17 protein-coding genes are annotated in these 21,977 nt (G+C 34.3%); 9 read left to right on the top strand and 8 right to left on the bottom strand.

Translation table 11 applies throughout. The features are described 5' to 3' along the window. Window positions 1-125: 125 nt before the first annotated feature. The 3 genes from NJT12_RS19100 to NJT12_RS19090 form a co-directional block, all read right to left on the bottom strand. Window positions 126-1,991 (bottom strand): alpha,alpha-trehalase, encoded by a 1,866-nt coding sequence (locus NJT12_RS19100; protein ID WP_271337522.1) that lies wholly within the window; start codon window positions 1,989-1,991, stop codon window positions 126-128. Further along, complete coding sequence (locus tag NJT12_RS19095) at window positions 1,981-3,201, bottom strand: MFS transporter (RefSeq protein ID WP_271337521.1); 1,221 nt, start codon at window positions 3,199-3,201, stop codon at window positions 1,981-1,983. Before NJT12_RS19095 ends, NJT12_RS19100 begins: the two co-directional genes overlap by 11 nt. A gap of 554 nt (window positions 3,202-3,755) precedes the next feature. Beyond that, the gene (locus NJT12_RS19090) at window positions 3,756-6,395 is read right to left on the bottom strand and encodes a TonB-dependent receptor (protein WP_271337520.1); all 2,640 of its coding nucleotides are present in this window, start codon (window positions 6,393-6,395) and stop codon (window positions 3,756-3,758) included. A gap of 163 nt (window positions 6,396-6,558) precedes the next feature. On the opposite strand from NJT12_RS19090, the gene NJT12_RS19085 reads away from it, so the two are divergent. Beyond that, the gene (locus NJT12_RS19085) at window positions 6,559-7,584 is read left to right on the top strand and encodes a LacI family DNA-binding transcriptional regulator (RefSeq protein WP_271337519.1); all 1,026 of its coding nucleotides are present in this window, start codon (window positions 6,559-6,561) and stop codon (window positions 7,582-7,584) included. A 40-nt stretch (window positions 7,585-7,624) separates the two neighbouring features. Then, the gene (locus tag NJT12_RS19080; protein WP_271337518.1) at window positions 7,625-7,978 is read left to right on the top strand and encodes a hypothetical protein; all 354 of its coding nucleotides are present in this window, start codon (window positions 7,625-7,627) and stop codon (window positions 7,976-7,978) included. A gap of 39 nt (window positions 7,979-8,017) precedes the next feature. Here NJT12_RS19080 and NJT12_RS19075 read toward each other — a convergent pair whose 3' ends face one another. The 3 genes from NJT12_RS19075 to NJT12_RS19065 form a co-directional block, all read right to left on the bottom strand. After that, window positions 8,018-8,503 (bottom strand): hypothetical protein, encoded by a 486-nt coding sequence (locus NJT12_RS19075; protein WP_271337517.1) that lies wholly within the window; start codon window positions 8,501-8,503, stop codon window positions 8,018-8,020. 66 nt (window positions 8,504-8,569) lie between these two features. Then, the gene (locus NJT12_RS19070) at window positions 8,570-9,133 is read right to left on the bottom strand and encodes a hypothetical protein (RefSeq protein ID WP_271337516.1); all 564 of its coding nucleotides are present in this window, start codon (window positions 9,131-9,133) and stop codon (window positions 8,570-8,572) included. 55 nt (window positions 9,134-9,188) lie between these two features. Then, the gene (locus NJT12_RS19065) at window positions 9,189-9,740 is read right to left on the bottom strand and encodes a hypothetical protein (protein WP_271337515.1); all 552 of its coding nucleotides are present in this window, start codon (window positions 9,738-9,740) and stop codon (window positions 9,189-9,191) included. A gap of 116 nt (window positions 9,741-9,856) precedes the next feature. Here NJT12_RS19065 and NJT12_RS19060 point away from each other — a divergent pair, with 116 nt between their 5' ends. The 7 genes from NJT12_RS19060 to NJT12_RS19030 all read left to right on the top strand — a co-directional run bounded on the left by NJT12_RS19060 (window position 9,857) and on the right by NJT12_RS19030 (window position 20,074). Further along, window positions 9,857-12,634 (top strand): 2-oxoglutarate dehydrogenase E1 component, encoded by a 2,778-nt coding sequence (locus NJT12_RS19060; protein WP_271337514.1) that lies wholly within the window; start codon window positions 9,857-9,859, stop codon window positions 12,632-12,634. Between the two features lie 82 nt (window positions 12,635-12,716). Further along, the gene (gene odhB, locus NJT12_RS19055) at window positions 12,717-13,955 is read left to right on the top strand and encodes a 2-oxoglutarate dehydrogenase complex dihydrolipoyllysine-residue succinyltransferase (RefSeq protein ID WP_271337513.1); all 1,239 of its coding nucleotides are present in this window, start codon (window positions 12,717-12,719) and stop codon (window positions 13,953-13,955) included. 216 nt (window positions 13,956-14,171) lie between these two features. Further along, complete coding sequence (locus NJT12_RS19050) at window positions 14,172-16,628, top strand: TonB-dependent receptor (RefSeq protein ID WP_271337512.1); 2,457 nt, start codon at window positions 14,172-14,174, stop codon at window positions 16,626-16,628. A 59-nt stretch (window positions 16,629-16,687) separates the two neighbouring features. Then, window positions 16,688-17,020: a hypothetical protein gene (locus tag NJT12_RS19045; RefSeq protein WP_271337511.1), complete on the top strand. Its 333-nt coding sequence runs from the start codon at window positions 16,688-16,690 to the stop codon at window positions 17,018-17,020. An 18-nt stretch (window positions 17,021-17,038) separates the two neighbouring features. Then, the gene (locus NJT12_RS19040) at window positions 17,039-17,341 is read left to right on the top strand and encodes a hypothetical protein (protein ID WP_271337510.1); all 303 of its coding nucleotides are present in this window, start codon (window positions 17,039-17,041) and stop codon (window positions 17,339-17,341) included. A 3-nt stretch (window positions 17,342-17,344) separates the two neighbouring features. Further along, the gene (locus NJT12_RS19035; RefSeq protein WP_271337508.1) at window positions 17,345-18,895 is read left to right on the top strand and encodes a PepSY-associated TM helix domain-containing protein; all 1,551 of its coding nucleotides are present in this window, start codon (window positions 17,345-17,347) and stop codon (window positions 18,893-18,895) included. Between the two features lie 63 nt (window positions 18,896-18,958). Next, window positions 18,959-20,074 (top strand): PepSY-associated TM helix domain-containing protein, encoded by a 1,116-nt coding sequence (locus NJT12_RS19030; RefSeq protein WP_271337507.1) that lies wholly within the window; start codon window positions 18,959-18,961, stop codon window positions 20,072-20,074. Between the two features lie 250 nt (window positions 20,075-20,324). On the opposite strand, the gene NJT12_RS19025 is transcribed toward NJT12_RS19030, so the two are convergent. Continuing rightward, entirely contained in the window at window positions 20,325-20,672 is a 348-nt protein-coding gene (locus tag NJT12_RS19025; RefSeq protein WP_271337506.1) for a toxin-antitoxin system YwqK family antitoxin, read from the bottom strand. 210 nt (window positions 20,673-20,882) lie between these two features. Further along, entirely contained in the window at window positions 20,883-21,878 is a 996-nt protein-coding gene (locus NJT12_RS19020; protein ID WP_271337505.1) for a TlpA family protein disulfide reductase, read from the bottom strand. Window positions 21,879-21,977 lie beyond the last annotated feature (99 nt).

Below are 21,977 nucleotides of genomic sequence, written 5' to 3'. Positions count from 1 at the left end.
GCGCATAGTAAACCTAACAGGTTTTAAAAACCTGTTAGGTTTGTCATTTTCGACACTCAAAAAAGGGCTTCGACTCCGCTCAGCCAGACATCACTAGTGTCATCCTGAACGGAGTCGAAGGCTAATTAAAACAAATCATCAGGATCAACTAAATCTGATAATTTTTGTTTTAGATTATCTTCTATAATCGTTAATCCGTATTGATAAGAAGCGTTCATCCAGCCAAAACCTTCTTCGGTGATATAATCAAACTCAGTTCCTACGTTTCCGTATTCTGCCAGAATTTTGTGTGAACTTATCGATAGATCAAACTTCTCCGGAATGGTTCCGTTATAATCAACCGCATTTCTGGTAATCAGCCAAAGCCAGCGATAGACCATTTCCTGTGCTTCTTCATTAAAATTATAATTGAGTAAACCTTCCCATAAAAGCATTTGATGCGGTGCCCAGCCAAACGGATAATCCCATTGTCTGATTGGTGCATTTTCGTCAACATCAGCAATTGATTCTTTGGTACAGCCTGCAATTCCTCCTTTCATTTTAAATCTTGGCAGTGTTTTTTTGACCAGAATTTCTGCTTGTTCCTGCGTACTTATTTTTGCCCAAAGCGGATAAAATGTTGGAGCTGCCTCAAATAAATGCTGTTTTTCGTTTACAAAATCGTAGTCGAGATAACAGCCGGATTCCTCATTCCAACACAGTTTGTTGATTTTTTCTTTTCTCGAAGCCGCTTTCGAAAGCCAATATTCACTGGAGAAAGATTTATCCTCAAAATATTGAAATTCATTTTTAAAGTATTTTTCAATCAGAAACGCAATATCAGTTTCATATTTATAAAGCAAACTATTGATGGCAACAGTATTTAAATTGGCACAAATACCTACTAATCGATTCGTAGTGTCGTGACCACTTTCGCGCATGCTGCGATCGTGTATAAAGTACTTATCAAGCTCCTCATCAACCACTTCTCTTTCGAGATATTTCTTTTCAAATTCGCGAGTAGACAAATTATACTTTGGTGCATATTGCTCCAGAATATCATCAAAATGCCCTTCTTCAACCTCAAACGGAAGTCCAATTCCTTCAGCTTTATAACGATTTAATCCATTTGCTGTAAGACGTTTCCCTTCTTCCATCCAAACGGTGTGGTATTCTTTTATAGCCGTTTTTAAATGTCTTTCGATCCAGAAAATATCAGGATTCGACTTTTCTAAAACATCTCTAATTAGTGATGTATAAAGCGGTGGTTGTGTACGGGTCAAATAATAACTACGGTTCGCATTTAGTATTTTTCCGTAATGATCAATCTGGTATTTAAAATTTTCAGCAATACCTAAAGCAAGTTCTGTTTTATCATCTATCAAAAGTCCTTTGGCAATAAAATAACTGTCCCAACCGTACATTTCGTTGAATCTTCCGCCTGGAACTACAAACGGAACGCCTGAAATTTCATTGTTTTTAATTTGAAGTGCCAATGCCAAAATCCCCGGTTTTTTATTGAGAGATAAAACATATTCCGGCGAAATATTTTTAGGCATCTGCACCACTTTCAACTTTGGAGTTACGGCTTCTAATTTCTTGAAATAATCGAAAACTATTTCATCTCCAAAAGGCACGTATAAATAAGCCAATTCATTTTCGATCTTATTATCTTCCAGAATTTTCTTCACCCCATCGGCATCAATAGTTCGGGTCAAACCTTTCCAATACAGATTTTTTATTTTTCCTGAGATTCTTTTTACCGGATCTTCTGTAATTTGATCCAGTGCAATTTCAGCAAATTCTGTCTTGTTTTTTTTAGCCAAAGCCAATTCCTGCAATAAATTAGAAAGCTGATAAGTACCTTCAATCAGCGCCGAATTTCCGTTTTCATCATTCAGTAAAAACTTTTTTGGACCATTGTCATCAATGGTTATTTTTTTATCGCCATCAGTATCTTCCTGAGCTAATAATTTTTCGATCGTTTGGGTTATATGTAATTTAAATTTCATCTTTTGCAGTTATTTTTTTGAGAATAAAAAAGGATATTAATAATAAAGACATTGGAATTAAAGTAAAGTAAAAGGCTTTTTCCGGCCCTTCATTTTTAAACAGCCAGCCTGTTATCCTGGAGCCTAATGTGCCACCAAGCGCAGAGAAAATTACAATTAATCCGGTCATTGAACTTTGTAGATTCTTTGGTAAAGCACTTAGTACAATCGAATTCAATAAAGGATAAATGGGCGCAATAAACAATCCGATTAATGGGAATGCAAAACCAATTAATGGGATATCTGAAAGTGTATTGATAGTCTTAACTTCTAACCCGACTGTTTTTGGAAGTACAAAAACGACAATCAGCATGGCAGAAAAGATACAGAAACTTAATACCCAGATCCAATTTATTTTTTTTGTCACAATTCCTGCAATCATTCTTCCGATAGCCAATGAAATAGCCAAAATACTGGCCATCATAATACTGATATTCTCCGGTAAATGAAGCACTTTTGTATTGAATGTTGGCAGCCAGGAAAGGATTCCCTGTTCGATCATGACAAACAAGAAGACACTAATAACAAAAATAACGGTAAGCAATTTTGCCATTAATCTGAACATTTGCATGAAATCATCTTTGAGATTTGCTCCTGCTGAAACCTCGGGTTCTTTGAATTTTACAAAAAATAAAAACAGAAATGACAGGAATGATAATGCTGCCAAGAACCAATATACGTTCAACCATGAATTAGGATCGTTTTCGTTATTAAAAGCCGGAAATAAAAAATAAGCCAATGCAATCCCCACCATAAAAAAACCTTCGATACTGCTCATTAAAGCATTGTGATCTTTCTTGGTTTCGGTCACGGTTCCTATCAGTGAATAAACAGAAACTTTGATTAAGGCAAATGAAACTCCAACGGTTGCAAAAAGAACCTTGGCATTGTCAAAAGAGTTTCCAAAATACATAGAAATACAAGCCAAAGTAACCAATGCCAAACCTATAAGCATCGATTTTCTATAGCCTATTCTTGGTAAAAAAGAGGCTATAAAAAAAGATACAATAGCAATAGGCATGTCTTTAAAAGCTTCCAGAATACTGGCCTGAACTTCATCTACCCCGTAATTTTTCTGCGATTTTAAAATCACAATGCCTACACTATTCAATAAAATAGCAAAGACAAAATAATTGAGATAAAGAGAGATTTTGATTCCTAGGTTTTTCATTTTTCCGGATTTGTTTTTAATGCATATTATGCACGCTGCTGTAAATGGATATTATGCAATGACTAAAATTTATTTAACACATAGAAACATAGATTATATAGTTTAAAAAAGAATGCAAAAAGAAATACATTTCTTTCACATAGTTCTGAAACCGCAGGATGAATTTTAAATAAATGAAATGCCTTTTTTGAGTTTGTAAAATCTATGTTTCTATGTGTTTAAAAAATAATTACTTTGTGGTTACGGTGCGGAGACGCACTGCTGTGCGCCTCTACAATAACTGTATATATATTATTTTAACCTGTTGGCGTAATGGATAAAAATTTAATTAAACACATAGAAACATAGATTTTATGTATTTTAAAAAAAGTAAACCAAAAAGAAACTCGTTTCTCACACATAGTCCCGATAGCTATCGGGATGTATTAATGCAAGTGAAACGCCTTTTTCAGTTCAATAATTCTATATTTCTAAGTATTTAAAAATAATTCCTGCATGTCTTTACGGTGCGGAGACGCACTGCTGTGCGCCTCTACGTTACCGTATATATAAATTTAGAAATTAATCGCTACCGAAAATCTAAAAGCACGTCCTAAAATAGGTCTCGCCATAAACACATCACTTGCTGCAGATGTGGTTTGTCTTGGATCTCCTTCTGTCAAACCAATTTCGTTGAATAAGTTCGAAGCATCTACTGCAAAACGAAGATTATTATAGGTATAATTTAAACCTGCTCCTACTTCTTTGTAAGCTGGCAAAACTTGTTTGTTATCCTGATTCGTAAATTTTTTATCATAATAAGAGAACTGAACATATGCCGTAAGATCTTTTGTAATATCTACTTCCGGTCTTAGGTTACAGAAAAACTTAGGGATTCTACGAGCTGTGTTTCCGTTGAAATTAAAAGCAGAACCATCGGCATTTGTACCTGTAAAATTATCGTATTCCGGTTTTTGAACGGTAAATGTAAAGTTCAGTTTTACAATACTATATCTCACATTAGTTTCTACTTCAAGTCCAATATTATTTACATCAGCAAATTTATTTTCAGAACTTCCGTCAGATAGAATATCAGTAAAAGCTACGTTTTTCAATCCCATGTGAAATAAATTCGCGTTTACAGAGAAAAATGAACTGGCATATTTATATCCTAATTCGATTTGATTTACTTCAGTATTTTGAAGTTTGCTCAAATCAGCTGCATTATCATAAAAAGACTCTTCGATTGGTGATCTAAAACCGTGGCTGTAACGGGCATATGAAGCCATTTTGTCATTAAATTTATAATTCGCCGCCGCAGTATACGACCATTCGCTCACATCATATCTCCAATATGTATACGGATTTCCTTTTACTGTTGTCACCGCATCATCAGCCGTATTGTTGTCTAAAATTCCTAAATTTTCAGCAAAAAATCTTGCGTTGTCTCTATAACCAGAATATTTGTCTTTGTTGTATCTTAAACCTGCGTTGAAAATCAAATTATCTGTCGCTTTAATTTCTGCATCAGCATAAATATCATTCAAAAGACCTTTGGTTTCCGCATCTCTTTCTAACCAAGTAATTCTTTCCACACCGTTCCAGGTATGATCTACTCCGGTCGTATTGTCTTTTACGTTTAATAATCTTGGATTGTCTGAAACTCCAACTAAATAAGAATTCCAATTCCAGTATTGGCTTGATTTCCAATTAGAATAATAATAACCGGCAGTTAATTTTACAGGATCTAAATCAAAATTGAAAGAGAAATTATTCGCAAAATTGTTCATCTTTTTCTCGATATGCCAAAGATCAGCTCTCATGATCAAAGCGTTTGGATCCAGCTTTTGTCCGTTATCTACATAAGAATAAGTCAGATTACTTACCGTTGTATTTTGAACGCTTGTTGCATAAGCATCTTGTGTCCACGGACCTCCATTTGGAAAAATAGCATTATAATCCAAATCGATATTGGTGTTTTTGAAAGAATTTTTGAAAGTTACTTTCTCTGATATTTTCTTTTTGAATTCCGCTCCAATTGAATTAATAACGGGATGAGAACCATTTTCTAAATCAGCACTAAAAGTTCCGCCACCATATTGAGGCACATTCAAACGACTTAAATTTACTGAAGTCAATGTTCCATAATTGGGATTAAATCCAGGGATTCCTTCAATTTTCCCGTTATTACTTTTTAGCGGAATTGGTAAATAAAAGGCATTTCTGTCGTCCAGATGTTTAAAGTTAATTCTTAAATAATCGTCATCATCAAATTTATAGGTAATATTTCCTTTTATCTGACCTCCTTTATTTGCTGTAAAACCAGTATTTCTTACCCCATTATCAGCTCTGTAAAAACCTCCAACATTAAAGAATAATTTATCCTGAATCAAAGCTCCTGACAAATTAAGATCAGTTCTGAACATTCCGTAATCTGAAGTAGTGAATTTTGCTCTTCCCTTAAATTCATTCTGACCTGTTTTAGAAATAAAATTGATGATTCCTCCAGGCGCGTTATTAGCAAAAATAGATGCAGAACCTCCACGAACGGCTTCCATTTTACTTACCGTTTCATCTAGTCTGTAAAAAGTATCGGCGTTTGCAAATTGCAAAGCCCCATCTTCAAAAACCGGCAATCCGTCTTCCTGAATTTGTACATATTCATAAGCTCCCGCAGACGGAATTCCTCTTGCAAAAAGGTTATTTCCTATTTCTCCTCCAGATGCTTCAACAACAAATCCCGGAATTGACTGCAATAAAGCTGCCGTGCTAGATGGCGCTCTGTCTTCGATTGCTTTTGCTCCCATTGTTGTAATTGCAACACTGGATTCCAGTTTAGATCTTGGCGTTGATGATCCTGTCACAACAACTTCTTTTAAGCTTTGTGATTCTCCTTCAAGAAGTAAATTTACCTCCAGAGATTCTCCTTCTTTTATTGCAATTTTTTTCTCGAAGGTTTTATATCCCACATTCGTCGCAATAATGGTATAAGTTCCGGCTGTAACATTCGAGAAAGAATATTCTCCGTTTTCATTTGTAACAGTGCTTTTTCCCGTTTCCTTAATCGATACATTTGCTCCGGGAACAGTTACTCCGCTATCGTCGAGCACTTTTCCTGAAACTGTATTGGTATTTTGGGCAAACAGGTTATTTGGTAAAAAAAATAGGCAAAACATTAAAAGTAATGTACCTAAATACTGGTGTAGCTTTTTCATTTTTTTGTTTGGTTAGTTAGTAATTATGGTTATAACTGTCAAACTTAATAACTAATTATAAGGAATATAGAAAATTAAAATCGAAAACGTTTTCGAAAAGACCTAAAACGTTTTCGGAACTTAAAAACTTATCAATGCAGTTTATTTTTAGTACTTTTATTTCATGAATGACACAAAATTAATAGATATAGCCTCGGCATTAGGAATTTCGGTTACTACGGTTTCAAAAGCCTTAAAAGGATATACGGATATTAGTAAAGCTACGCGCGCCAGAGTTATCGAAATGGCAGAAACCATGAACTACATGCCAAATTCTGTTGCGGTAAATCTTCGAACTAATGAAACCAAAACAATTGGTGTTATTATTCCGGCCACCGTTCATCATTTTTTTTCAAGTGTATTAAATGGAATTCTTGAAGAAGCCGAAAAAAGAGGATATCTGGTCATTATATTACAATCGAATGAAAAATACGAACTAGAGAAAAAACAGCTTGCCTTATTAATTCAAAAACGAGTTGACGGCGTTTTAATGTCACTCTCGAATGAGACTGACGATTTCACTCATATTAATGAAGCAATACGAAAAAAAACGCCCGTTGTTTTATTTGATAAAATTGCCAAAAGGGTAGATTGTTCGAAAGTCGTTATTAATGATGCAAAAGCGGCGTATGATGCCGTTACCTACCTTATTAATAAAGGATATAAAAGGATTGCACATTTTAGAGGTTCGTACGTTCCGCAGAATTCTATCGATCGCTTTTTAGGATATAAAAGAGCGCTCGAAGCGCACGGAATTGAGTACGATTCGAAACTGGTTTACGTTTGCGACAATAATACTGATTTTGAAGACGGATACGAAAATGCCCAAAAAATAATGACCGAAAATCCGGATATCGATGCCATTTTTGCAATAACTGATTTAGTTGCCATCGGGATTATTAAATACTTTAATGAAGCCGGAATAAAAACGCCTGAACAAGTAGCTGTTTTTGGGTTTAGCAATTGGTTTATGAGTACCGTTATTTCTCCTAAATTAACTACGATAGATCAGCCCGGATTCGAAATGGGACATCAGGCGGTTTCGCTTTTAATTGATGAAATTGTTGACATAAAAGAACATCGTCCCGTAACACATCAAATTATTGAACTTCCTACAAGAATCATTGAACGAGAATCAACAGTTAAATGATTTTTTAGTTTTAACTTTGCCTCAATCTTAAAAAGCATCAATGTTTCCGATTCCTGAAAATACCGATTTTTTATTGGCTGATGCCGAAAAAGAAAATTTATATCTGAGCCTGATTGAACAAATTAATAAAGACTTTAATTTAGCCAATGAAGGAATTGATTTCCCACTAAGTGTTTCTCCTGAAGAATTAAAAATTCAGCTGCACGAAAAAATATACAGAATGATTCAGTACAAATTTGCTGAATACCTGAATCTCCTTTATATCATTGATGTATCTGAAGAAGAAATCAAAAAACTGGATGGTTCTGATTTAGTCATTCTTGCCGAACAGGTTTCTTTTTTGATTTTAAAAAGAGAGTGGCAAAAAGTTTGGTTTCGAAATCATTATAAGTAAGGTTCTAAGATGCTGAGATACTAAATCGCTAAGTTTTATTTAATCCTGTGTTGGTATTTCATAAAGCTTAATAAAGAGCTCCAAAGATTTATTTAGGTTTAAAACTCTATCTAAAATTGGCTGCAAAGATTCGGGTGCATCTTCAATAAAATAGTCGATATGAAATTTTAATGTTTCCCCTATCTGGAAACGATCATGTATTTTTGGCGGAAGTGCAAACGATCTTAATTGAAGTAGTTCGCCACTTCTTGCCTGATCACGAAAAAACCAGGAAAGAAATTCTAACGAGATTAAACTCTCAGTAGATTTATCTAATGTGAATTCGAATTGCAACATTACTTCATCTTTCAGTCCGCCATCTGTTCTTAACAAAGTAGCAACAGGCAGGTGAGAAAAGGATACGTCACCCAAATCAGAACCTTTTATTCCTTCTAGATTATCAATCCCACTGCAAACATTTTCTATTCCTTTTAAACTTCCTATTGTTTTTTGAAATAAATCTATCTCTTTTGGATACTCTCCCATTCGTTAAATTTTATTTTCTGGTGCTAGTATTTTTGCTTTACAATGAAAGAAATGGTATTAAATTTTCTAAATTTTACTATTTGGTCTTACAATATTTTTTAATCTGTCTAATTCAGTCCATAGTCCGAAACCGCTGGTATCTAATTTACTTCCTATAATTTGGTAACGACCGCATTTAAAACAAATTTTTCCTATTCCTACTATTTTTTCTCTCTTCTTAAAAATAAAGATATCCCGATATTCTGCAACACAAGCATACCCTTCGGTCATTAAAGAATCTTTCGAACTAAAAACATTTTGAATATCTTTTTCTTGCTTTATGGATAAGTTAGATTTTTTATAATTGTGTTTAAATAGTATTTTCTCAAAATTTTCTTTTGGAATACTATCCGGATAATGCCCCATAAATAAATTAGAGAATTCTTTTTCTTTTGTAGTAATAGGATTTTTACTAGTAAATTTTGCAAAATCCTCCTCCGAAAAGTTCAAATAATAATGATCGATTTTATCTGAATCGAAAAAAGGTGGTAATTCTTTCTTGACAATTTTCGTATTTACTATTTCTTCTTTCTTCGTATTGTTACAACTCGAAATAACAATTGCCATAATTATTAATATATATATTTTCACTTTCAGGATTTAAAAACTTAGCAACTTAGCATCTCAGAACCTTAGCAACTTAAAATCAGAAATATACCCTCACAAAAGGCATAAATCCAGATCCGTAAAGACTTTTATTGGGATTGTACAAAACATCATATTTTGCACCAATGGTAACGTTTCCGGTTCTGTAACCTGCACCAAGATATAAGGAGGTATTCCAATAATTATCGGAATATGAAGGCCTGTATGGCGTAGAGTTATAATCCGTATTTACTCTCACCTGCTCTAACTCTGCCGATAATTGTATTTCCGGAATCGGATTTATAAGTCCCACCAGACTCCCTCCATAAACAAAAGAGTTATAATAACTTTTAGAGGACAGGTAACCAAACTGCAGCCCGACACCAACCGCTACAATCTCGTTTACGTTATAAATCGCACTTGGCATTACAGAAATATCTGTGTATCCGGAGCCAATTCCTACACCAAGCCCACCTCCAAATTGAACTCTTTCCCAAAAATGATTACTGTTGTCAATAATGTACTTTTGCTGCGAAATTGCAGAACTTGAAAACAAGACTACCAAAATCACAAAAAATGGTTTGAAAACGATTGAAATTTGATTATAATTCATAGTTGAGTCTACTTTTAACAAATTTTTACGTAAAAGTACGTAAAAAAAAGATTTAAATAAATGCGATTGTTGTACTTTTGCCATTCTATTTAACAAAAAGTATATTCACTCATATTATGGATAGGTTTTCATTTTTAAATGCAGCGCATACAGAGTTTTTCGCACAATTATATGATCAGTATTTAGTAAATCCAGATAGCGTTGAGCCAAGCTGGAGAAGTTTTTTTCAAGGTTTCGACTTTGGACAAACGACTTATAATGACGAAAATCCAGTTCAACGAATTGTTGAATATGTGACTAACGACAATCAAGATTGTAGTCTTGTTTCTGACAAGCTACAAAAAGAATTCAATGTACTAAAGTTAATTGATGCTTACCGTACTCGCGGGCATTTGTTTACCAAAACAAATCCGGTTCGTGATCGCAGAACATCTTCTCCAACATTAGACATCGAAAATTTCGGATTAACAACTGCTGATCTTGCTACAGTTTTTGATGCCGGGCAGGCTATCGGAGTTGGACCATCTACTTTGCAAGACATTGTAACGCGTCTTAAATCTATTTACTGCCAGCATATTGGTATTGAATATATGTATATCAGAAATCCTGGTGTTGTACAATGGATTCAGGATAAATTGGCGGTAAATGTTAATCAGCCTAATTTCTCTTCTGAAGAAAAGAAAACAATCTTAAACAAATTAAACCAGGCGGTTTCTTTCGAGAACTTTTTACATACGAAATATGTAGGTCAAAAAAGATTTTCATTAGAAGGTGGAGAATCGATTATTCCGGCTTTAGATGCCTTGATCGAACTAGCTGCTGAAAAAGGTGTTGAACAATTCGTAATGGGAATGGCTCACCGTGGTCGTTTGAACGTTTTGGCTAACATCTTCGGAAAATCTACTCAGGATATCTTTGGCGAGTTTGACGGTAAAGATTACGATCAGGAATATTTTGATGGTGACGTAAAATACCACTTAGGTCTTACTGCTGACAAAAAAACAAGAACAGGAAAAAATATCAATATCAATTTAGCACCAAACCCTTCTCACTTAGAAACGGTTGGAGCTGTAATTGAAGGAATCACAAGAGCAAAACAAGAGAAATATTATCCAAATGATTTTTCTAAAGTATTGCCAATTGCCGTTCACGGAGATGCTGCAATAGCAGGTCAGGGTATTTTGTATGAAATTGTTCAAATGTCATTACTTGACGGATACAAAACTGGCGGAACAATTCATATCGTGATCAACAATCAGGTTGGTTTTACAACAAACTATTTAGATGCACGTTCATCTACTTATTGTACAGATGTTGCCAAAGTTACACTTTCACCGGTATTACACGTAAATGCTGATGATGCTGAAGCTGTTGTACATGCAGTATCTTTTGCATTAGACTACAGAATGCAATTTGGTCGTGACGTATTTATTGACTTATTAGGATACAGAAAATACGGTCATAACGAAGGTGATGAGCCTCGTTTTACTCAACCTGTATTATATAAAATCATCGCAAAACATAAAAATCCAAGAGATATTTATGCTGAGAAATTATTGTCAGACGGCGTAATCGATGCATCTTATGTAAACGCTTTAGAAAAAGAATACAAATCTACAATGGAGGAGAATTTACAAGCTTCCCGTAAAAAAGATTTGACCATCATAACTCCATTCATGAAAAACGAATGGGACGGATTTGTTCAGGTAACAGATACGCAAATGCTTGAAAACGTAGACACTTCATTCTCAAGAGAAGGCCTTACTGCTGTTGCAAATGCAATTTCTAATTTACCTGCAGACAAACAATTCATCAGTAAAATTCAGAAATTAATCAACGACAGAAAAACAATGTTCTTCGAAACCAATTTATTAGATTGGGGAATGGCAGAACACCTGGCTTACGGATCATTACTACAAGAAGGTTATGACATTCGTATTTCTGGACAAGATGTTGAGCGTGGTACTTTTTCTCACCGTCATGCCGTTGTAAAAGTGGAGGATTCTGAAGAAGAAGTAATCCTTATTAATAACCTTGAAGGTAAAAAAGGAAACTTTAATATCTACAACTCATTATTATCAGAATACGGAGTTTTAGGTTTTGATTACGGATATGCATTAGCATCTCCAAATGCATTGACAATTTGGGAAGCACAGTTTGGAGATTTCTCTAACGGAGCTCAAATCATGTTAGACCAATATATTTCTTGTGGAGAAGACAAATGGAACAACCAAAATGGTATTGTTTTATTATTGCCACACGGATACGAAGGACAAGGTGCTGAACACTCTTCTGCAAGAATGGAACGTTACTTACAACTTTGCGCAAGACAAAATATGTATGTTGCAGATTGTACAACTCCTGCTAACTTCTTTCACTTGTTGAGAAGACAAATGAAAACTAAATTCCGTAAACCACTTATTGTGTTTACACCAAAAAGTTTATTACGTGATCCTAGATGTGTATCTACAATTGAAGAATTGGAGAACGGAAGTTTCCAGGAAACAATTGATGATAATACAGTAGATAAAAAAGGAGTAAAAACATTGGTTTTTGTTACTGGTAAATTCTACTATGACATCGTTGCTGAAAGAGAAAATAACGGAAGAAATGACGTTGCTGTTGTTCGTATTGAGCAATTATTCCCTTTCCCGGTTGCACAACTTAAAGAAATCATCGCACAATATCCAAATGCTGACGATTATGTTTGGGCTCAGGAAGAACCTAAAAACATGGGAGCTTACAGCTTTATGTTAATGAACTTTGACCTTGTAAAATGGAGATTAGCTTCATTAAAAGCTTACGCTGCTCCGGCATCAGGAAGTTATACACGTGCAAAACGTCGTCATGCAGATGCGATTAGAATGGTATTCGATAAAGATTTATTCAGATAAAAAATTAGTTTAACGTTTAAAGCTTAAAGTAGGACCAAACACTTTAAGCTTTAAGCAATACAAACCTTAAACAAAAACAAAGATGATTTTAGAAATGAAAGTCCCATCACCAGGGGAATCAATAAAAGAAGTTGAAATTGCAACTTGGTTAGTAAAAGACGGAGATTATGTAGAAAAAGATCAAGCTATTGCTGAAGTTGATTCAGACAAAGCAACTCTTGAGTTACCTGCAGAAGCAAGCGGAATCATTACGCTAAAGGCAGAAGAAGGTGATGCAGTAGCTGTAGGAGCTGTAGTTTGTTTAATCGATACAAGTGCAGCAAAACCGGCAGGAGATGCTCCGGCAGCTGAAGCACCAAAAGCTGAAGTGAAAGCTGAAGCACCTAAGGCAGAAGCAAAAGCTGAAGCTCCAAAAGCAGCACCTGCTCCAGCAACAACTTATGCTACAGGAACTCCATCTCCGGCAGCAAGAAAAATATTAGACGAAAAAAATATAGCACCGGCAACTGTTTCAGGAACTGGTAAAGGCGGAAGAATCACTAAAGATGATGCTGTAAATGCAGTACCTTCTATGGGAACTCCAACTGGAGGAAACCGCGGATCTGAGCGTACAAAATTATCAATGTTACGTCGTAAAGTAGCAGAGAGATTAGTAGCAGCTAAAAATGAAACAGCAATGTTAACGACTTTCAACGAAGTTAACATGACACCAATCAACTTGATTCGTAATGAATACAAAGATGCTTTCAAAGCAAAACATGGCGGTCTTGGTTTAGGATACATGTCTTTCTTTACAAAAGCTGTTACAAGAGCTTTGCAATTATATCCGGACGTAAACTCTATGATGGATGGTGATTATAAAGTAGCTTACGATTTTGCTGATATCTCTATCGCGGTTTCAGGACCAAAAGGTTTAATGGTTCCTGTAGTTCGTAATGCTGAAAACTTAAGTTTCCGCGGAATTGAAGCTGAAATTAAAAGATTAGCATTGAGAGCCCGTGATGGTCAAATTACTGTTGACGATATGACTGGCGGAACTTTTACTATTACTAATGGTGGTGTTTTTGGAAGTATGTTAAGTACTCCGATCATCAACCCTCCTCAATCAGGAATTTTAGGAATGCACAATATTATTGAGCGTCCAATTGCTGTAAACGGTAAAGTTGAAATTCACCCAATGATGTACGTAGCACTTTCTTACGATCACAGAATTATTGACGGACGTGAGTCTGTTGGTTTCTTAGTGGCTGTAAAAGAAGCTTTAGAAAATCCTTTGGAATTATTATTAAATGGCGACGCTAAACGTTCTTTAGAGTTGTAATTTTAAGTAATTTCGGTAATTATATAAAACCTGTTCATTTATTTGAACAGGTTTTTTTATATAAATCTTACTTAAGATTTGCTTAAGATGTTAATTTTTTAAACAAACGTAAATTTTACCCTTTAAAAATTATTTTATTTAGAATAAATAAGAATAGCTTGTGTAGTTGATAATCAACAACTAAATTTGCGCTATTAAAATCAATTCTAAATAAAGATGAAGAATAAATTCATAATTTCTTTTTTGAGCTTTTGTTTTTTTCTACTAGCGACTGTAAATATTTCAGCACAAGAAAAAGCAAGCCTTAAAGGTAAAATATCATTAAGCGATAACGAATCTCCTGAAGGTATTTCTGTTGCACTAAAAGGAACAAGATTTGGGGCAACTACAGATCAGGATGGTAACTACAGAATAAAAAACATCAAACCCGGAACGTATACTCTAAAAGTTTCCGGAGTTGGATATACTTCTACTGAAAAAAAGATTACCATTAACGAAGGCGAAGAAGCAATCCAGAACGTGAATCTTATTTCAAATTCAGAAGAACTTACAGAAGTTGTGGTAAAGGGAGGCAAAAATCATTTTGCACGCAAAGAAAATCAACAAGTATCAAGATTGCCACTTAAAAATCTTGAAAATCCACAAGTTTATACCACTATCACAGGCGAAGTATTAAAAGAACAAGTTGTAACTAATTTTGATGATGCTTTAAAAAACGCATCTGGTATTACCCAACTTTGGGCAGCAACAGGCCGTGGCGGAGATGGTGCAGGATATTATTCCCTAAGAGGTTTTGCTGTTCAGCCAACCATGGTTAATGGTTTACCAGGTTTAACAAACGGAAGTTTAGACCCTGCAAATGTTGACCGAATTGAAATCATAAAAGGACCATCAGGAACTTTATTTGGAAGCAGTTTAATTTCTTACGGAGGATTAATAAATACTACCACAAAAAGACCTTATAAAGGATTTGGCGGAGAAGTAAATTACACTGGCGGAAGTTATGGCTTAAATCGTGTTACTGTAGATTTAAACACGCCATTAAATGACAAAAAAACAATAAACTTCAGAGTAAACTCAGCATACAACAAACAAGAAAGTTTTCAGGATGCCGGTTTTAGAGAATCTTTTTTTATTGCTCCATCATTATCTTATGAAGTAAACGACAGATTATCATTTTTGGTAAACACTGAGTTTATGAGCAACGAAACAACAAATCCTACCATGTTGTTTTTAGACAGAAGCAATCCTTTAAGAGTTCACAATATCTCTGAACTAAAATACGACAACAAACGTTCTTACACCAGTAACGAACTTACCTTAAAAACGCCTTCGTATAATATACAGGCGCAAATGAATTACAAATTTTCTGATCAATGGAGATCGCAAACCGTTTTCTCTTCAAGTTCAGCAAAGTCTACAGGAAACTATGCTTATTTATATGAGGAAACAAGCGACCCTAAATATAAGGACCTAAATAGCGGAATTGTTTTAGGGAGATCTTTCAACTATCAGGACAGTAAAAACCTCACGACTGACATCCAGCAAAATTTTATTGGTGATTTCAAAATCGGAGACTTAAGAAACAGACTTGTAGTTGGTTTTGATTATTTCAACAGAACAGCAACAGATCATGGTTCCGGATATTTTACTAACGGAATTGTATACATTGGAGACGATTTACAAAATTTCAACTCTCATTTTGGTCCGTCAAATGGTGGTGACACAGGGATTCTGACAAAGGCAGCATCTGATATCATTGTAGGCAATGGCCCAAGAAACAACAGTAAAACGAAACAAGAAGTTTACAGCGCTTATTTTTCAGATGTATTCAACTTTACACCAGCCTTATCAGCAATGGTAAGTTTACGTGCTGATCGTTTCATTAATAGTGGTGATGTTTCAACAAATACAGACAACTATAATCAGACAGCATTTTCTCCAAAATTTGGTTTAGTATACCAACCTATTTTAGACAAAGTTTCACTTTTTGCCAACTACATGAATGGTTTTGCAAACGTTGCTCCGGGCGAAGATGTTAATGGTACTACAAGAACGCCAAGAAATTTTAACCCTGAACACGCAAATCAATTTGAGGCAGGTACGAAATTGAATCTTCTAAAAGATAAAGTTTATGCTACTTTCAGTTATTACGATATCAAAGTAACAGATCAGGTATATAGCATACGAACTTCAGCAACTCAAGTAACAAATTACCAAAATGGTGGTCAGCACAATAAAGGTTTTGAAGCCGAAATCGTAGCCAATCCTGTTCCTGGCTTAAATATTATGTTAGGTTATAGCTACAATGACGCAAAATTAACTGCCGGCGATCCTGATTTCGTAGGTTTCAGACCTGAAAGTTCAGGACCTCAAAATCTAGCCAACCTTTGGGCAAGCTACAAATTTACCCAAGGCTCATTAAGAGGATTTGGTTTAGGATTTGGAGGGAATTATGTTGGTGATAACAAGATCATGAACAGAGCAACAGCAGGAACATTCACAATTCCGGAATACGTAGCATTGAATTCGTCTTTATTTTATAATGCAGAAAAATTCGCCATCAATCTTAAAGTAAACAATATTACAAACGAAGAAATTTACGATGGTTGGTCAACAATTCATCCTAAAGATCCCAGAACTTTTGCAGCAAGTTTCACTTACAAATTCTAATAAAATCAAAAACACCTTTCTCTTATAGCAGAAAGGTGTTTTTTAAATTCAATAAAATTATGATAACAATAGCAAGCCTTATCGTTTTTTTAGCTTTTTACACACTTTACTACACCTCAAAAAGAGCTACTTTATCTTATGATCTTGGTTTTGAGAAGTGGATGAAAAGCAATCCTAAACTAACCAAATACGTGGGTTTAGGACTTCTTTTATTAGCCTACTCACTTTGGCTTGTTACTCAATCTTTATGTTGCGGAACTTTAATGTTTTTTATCCAGCTTATGACCGTTGGAAGCTTAATTATCATTTTAGCACCGTTAAAAAAAATTAGTCCATTTGCTATTATTGCCCTTTTTGCAATTGTTGCTATAATAGAATTTTATTACAACTAACTTATTTCTAACCAAAATATGCCAGCAAATCCTAAATACCTAACCCAATCTATATGGCAACGCTTTGCCAAAATCACAGCGGCTATAATTGGCGGCTATTTTGTTTCAGTCAGTTTTCATTTAGCATTAGCATCCTGGTTCAATCGTGCTAATATTTTGATGACAATGGCTTTTAGCGGATTCATACTCTGGGTAGCGCTTATGGTAATTGCTTTTTTAGCAAAAAGCGGATTGAAAATCTGGGGGATATATATACTCCTTACTTTAGTTTTTTCTCTATTTATTTATCTGGGCCAAACCTGCAATCCGATAGCAAAATAACTTATGAATAACCGTAATTATAATATCTATTTTCATACACATACCGTTAGCGGAATTGTTATCAGCGTAGTACTTTTTGTCATTTTTTTCGCCGGATCCTTTTCTTTTTTCAGAGATGAAATCAACAACTGGGAAAGAAATGAATCTACCGCCCTTACTAATGAAATTCAATTAGAATATAACAAAGCTTTAAACAAGTTAGACAAGGAATATATTCTGCACGGAAGAAATATTACCATTTCTAAACCAAGCAACGAAAGAAGAGTTGCCGTTTATCTCGAAGGCACCAAAGATACTTTGGCTCCGGCCAAGCAAAAAGAAGGATCGTTTTTTTACCTTGATACGAAAACCTTTAAAACATTCACCTATGAACAATCTTATTCGTTAGGCGAATTTCTATACCGATTACATTTCTTAGCTCAAATTCCTTATCCTGTTGGTTATTACCTTTCAGGCTTTGTTGCTTTGTTTTTCTTATTCGCAATCGTAACCGGTGTTTTATTACACTGGAAAAAGATTGTTTCTAACTTCTATATTTTCCGTCCAAAGGAAAAATTAAAAACATTGTGGACAGATGCTCATACGGCACTTGGAATGATTGGTCTGCCATTTCAGTTTGTATATGCCGTAACGGGAGCCTTTTTTATGATTAAACTTTTGATTGTTGCACCTGCTGTGATGACTTTATACAAAGGCGATCAGAGTAAATTATACAAAGAATTAGAATATACTGATCCGGATTACAAGTTTGACAATAAAAAACTGGCAACTCCTTTTAATATTGATCAATTGGTTGCAAAAGCAAAAAGCAATTGGAAAGATTTTGAAATTACACGCGTTTTTATTCAGAATTACGGCGATGCGAATATGCACGTTTTGGTTGAAGGTGAAATGCTCAGCAATAAAAAATTCACCGGAATAGGAAAAGTTGTTTACCGAATTAGCGACGGAAAAGAAATCGCAAAGAAAAACCCTATCACACAAAACAACTATCTAGATGTTGTCAAAAATGTTTTATATAGAATTCATTTTGGTGATTACGGAGGATACGCATTACGAATCGTAAGTTTCGTTTTAGGAATCATCACATGTTTTGTTATCATTTCAGGTGTAATGATTTGGTTAGTTGCCAGACAAAAAAATAATCTGCCTGAGAAAAAAAGACGCTTCAATGCAGCAGTTGTCCGTATTTATTTGGCAATTTGTTTGAGTATGTACCCTATTACAGCCTTAGCATTTATTGGTGCAAAAATATTTTATCCTTTAAGCCAATCTAACTTATTCAGTCTTTATTTTGGAGAATGGTTATTGCTAACGTTATTTTTTATTCTTAAAAAGAATGACGCATTTACCAATAAATTCTGTTTACTTTCAGGAAGTATTTTAGGGTTTTTAATTCCAATTACAAACGGAATCGTTTCCGGAAATTGGTTTTGGAATTCGTTTATGCAAAATCATATTCAGGTTTTCTTTGTAGATGTTTTCTGGATTGTTTTGGCATCCATAACACTTTATATTTCATTTACATTAAAGTCAAAAAAAGCAGTTTCCTAAAAATTAGCTTAAATAATTTGCCCTCTATTGATTAAGCATATACTTTTACGCTTTATTCAAAACATGGGTTTAAAAAAACAAGTACGTTTTCTACATAAATGGCTCGGATTAATTTCCGGGCTTATTGTTTTTATTATAAGTGTGACCGGTTGCATTTTTTGTTTTCATGACGAAATAAAAGATATTACCCGAAAAGAATGGCGATTGGCAGAACCTCAGAACAAACCTTTTGTATTGCCATCTGTTTTACAGGAAAAGGCAAAAGAAATTCTACCAAGTTATAAATCAAGCATGGTTTCCTATTACGGAAGAGATCGTGCAGCAATCGTATATACATATTCTGATATAGGAAGTTTATATCTCTACTTTAATCCCTACACAGGAAAATATTTAAAAACCGAAAATCCCGAAACAGATTTTTTCATCATTGTAGAACATATTCACCTTTATTTGCTTTTACCGGATTATATAGGCAAACACATTATTGGCGGTGCAACCATCATTTTTATTTTATTATTGATCTCAGGAATTATTCAATGGTGGCCAAAGAAAAAGAAAGACCTAAAAAGAAGTCTTTCTGTAAAATGGTCTGCAAAATGGCGCCGTGTAAATTATGACTGGCACAATACATCCGGATTTTACATTTCGATTATCGCGGTTATTATCGCCATTACAGGTCTAACTTTTACATATGAATGGGTTGGAGACGGGATTTATAAAACCTTCAATTTTGGCGGTGACAAAAACTTAGAAACAAAAATTCCGGTAATTGACACTACTAAATTTAGCAATAATAAAAATACTGCCGTCGATCTTGCTTTTATTAAAACCGTAAAACTACAGCCAAAAGCCGAAATGATTTTTGTAACGTATCCGCAACAAAAAGGAGACATCATTAATACAGGAGCTTATCCGCATACGCTACGATACGATCATCAGAGCAATTATTATTTTCATCCAAATGACGGCAAGCTACTTCAAAGCCAGACTTTTGATGAAAAAAGTTTAGGCTTACAAGTTGTCGAAATGAATTATGGGATTCACACAGGTCAAATCTTAGATCTGCCGGGAAAAATTATTGCTTTTATTGTCAGCCTGATTGCTGCATGCCTGCCTGTAACCGGTTTTATAATCTGGTATGGAAGAAGAAATAAATCCTGCAAAAAAATAAAGGCATAAAAATTTTAATCGCACGCAAGGATTTAATTTTACTTTACGCATAGAAAACAAAAAGTTCGCAAAGCTATATTAATATAAAGCTCTCCGAACTTTCTGTTTTTATAAAACCTTGCTGATAAATATCTTTGTGTTCTTTGCAGTTAAAATAATTAGCTAATACAAAATATTGTATATTTTTCGACAACACAATATGTCATGATACAAAAAAAACCGCTGAATGAGCGGTTATTTTTATGTTTTAGAAATCATATTAATTTCTGTTTGCTAAAGCATTTTTCTGCAAATTTTTAACTGAAGTAATTTTGCTGTTTTCATACGCAACCTCACAAAGGTTTTTTTCATTGAAGAAAACCCATTTTCCAGTTTTCAATCCGTCTGTGTATTCGCCTACCGCAACTTTATTCCCTCTTTCATCGTACGATACCCAAACACCATCTAATTTACCATCTTTAAAAAAGCCTTGTTGCTGCACATTACCATTTTCATAATAGTAAGTAGCTTTTACTTTGTTTCCAACAGCTTCTAATTCCGGGTTTACTTCTTGTGCAACTAGAATTCCAGAGAACAATATTGCAACTAAAATTACACACTTTTTCATATCTTTAGGTATTAATGTTATCAAATCTTATATCAAATATAATTATTTGTTTACATTAAAAAAACTTTTACTTAACAATTTGGTAACATTGAGTAAAAGCTTAACATTGGAAATCAGCCGGATATGAAAAAACCAAAGCTTGCGCCTTGGTTTTACTGGTATTCTTTAAAAATGAAACAGAACTATATCGTTTTCAATTTTATCAATAAATTACTTCAATAATTTATCTAATTGCTTCTGAAGATCTGGAGACGAAGGTCTGTCAGCATCAGAACTGAAAACATTCCCGTTAGGATCAACAATAATAAATCTTGGAATTCCCGTAACACCGTAATTCGTTACAAACTCAGATTCCCAATCTTTATCAGCAAACAATTGTACACCGCCCAGATTTTTGTCCGTTACAAATTTTTTCCATTTTTCATTGTCCTTCACTTTATCAATAGAAATACTTACGAACTCAATATTTTTTCCGTGATACTTTTCCTCAATTTTTTGCAAGTAAGGAATCTCAGCCCTACACGGTGCGCACCAGGTTGCCCAAAGATCAATATAAACATATTTACCTTTCAGGTCAGAAAGTTTTGTTTTTCCTCCTTTGTGATTTTCATAATCAAAACCCGGAGAAGGTTTTCCTTTAAGTTTATTTGCCTTAGAAGCTCTCTCATATTCCTGAACAGCATATTGGTTAAAACTTTCAAAACTTTGTTTTAATGCAGTTTTAAACTCAGGATCAAAATTCCCTTTCTCAACATTTTCAATATCCGTCTTTCTCTTTGTTTCTAATAATGATGCAAACTCAGCAGGTTCTTTTACGAAAGCCTCCTCTCGAAATTTTTCGTCTTTTAAAGCTTGCTGTGCCAGAAAATTGCTTTCATCAACACCTTTCCCTTTATAAACAATCGTTTCATCAAATTCTTTGGCATTCATTGTTAAGCTAATATCTGAATCCGATTTTAGATATAAATTAGAAGATTCTGTACCATCAGAAAACATATAAAATCCTTTTGGAGCTTCAAAATTAGCCACAAAAAGCTCTTTTTTATTAATTGGGATAACTTGCTTAAAATTATCTCTTCCTTTAATCACCAAAGTATCACTATTTCTGTTCGCTATTTTAGCCGTAAATTTCACTTGATTTTTAGCTTGACCAATGACATTCAAAGCGCTAAAAATCAACAGGCCGGTTACAAAAAGTTTGTTCATATAAATTAAAGTTTGTTTTTAGTGATTCAAATCTAAAGAAATTAGAGCTGCTAAATTAAGAATTAACAAAATATTTGAAATTAATGAACATCAAGTTAC

Origin of the sequence: Flavobacterium azizsancarii, assembly GCF_027980145.1 — a bacterium.
GTDB lineage: Bacteria > Bacteroidota > Bacteroidia > Flavobacteriales > Flavobacteriaceae > Flavobacterium > Flavobacterium azizsancarii.
Note: the sequence above shows the minus strand (reverse complement) of the source record. Positions and strands in the feature narration are given on the sequence as shown.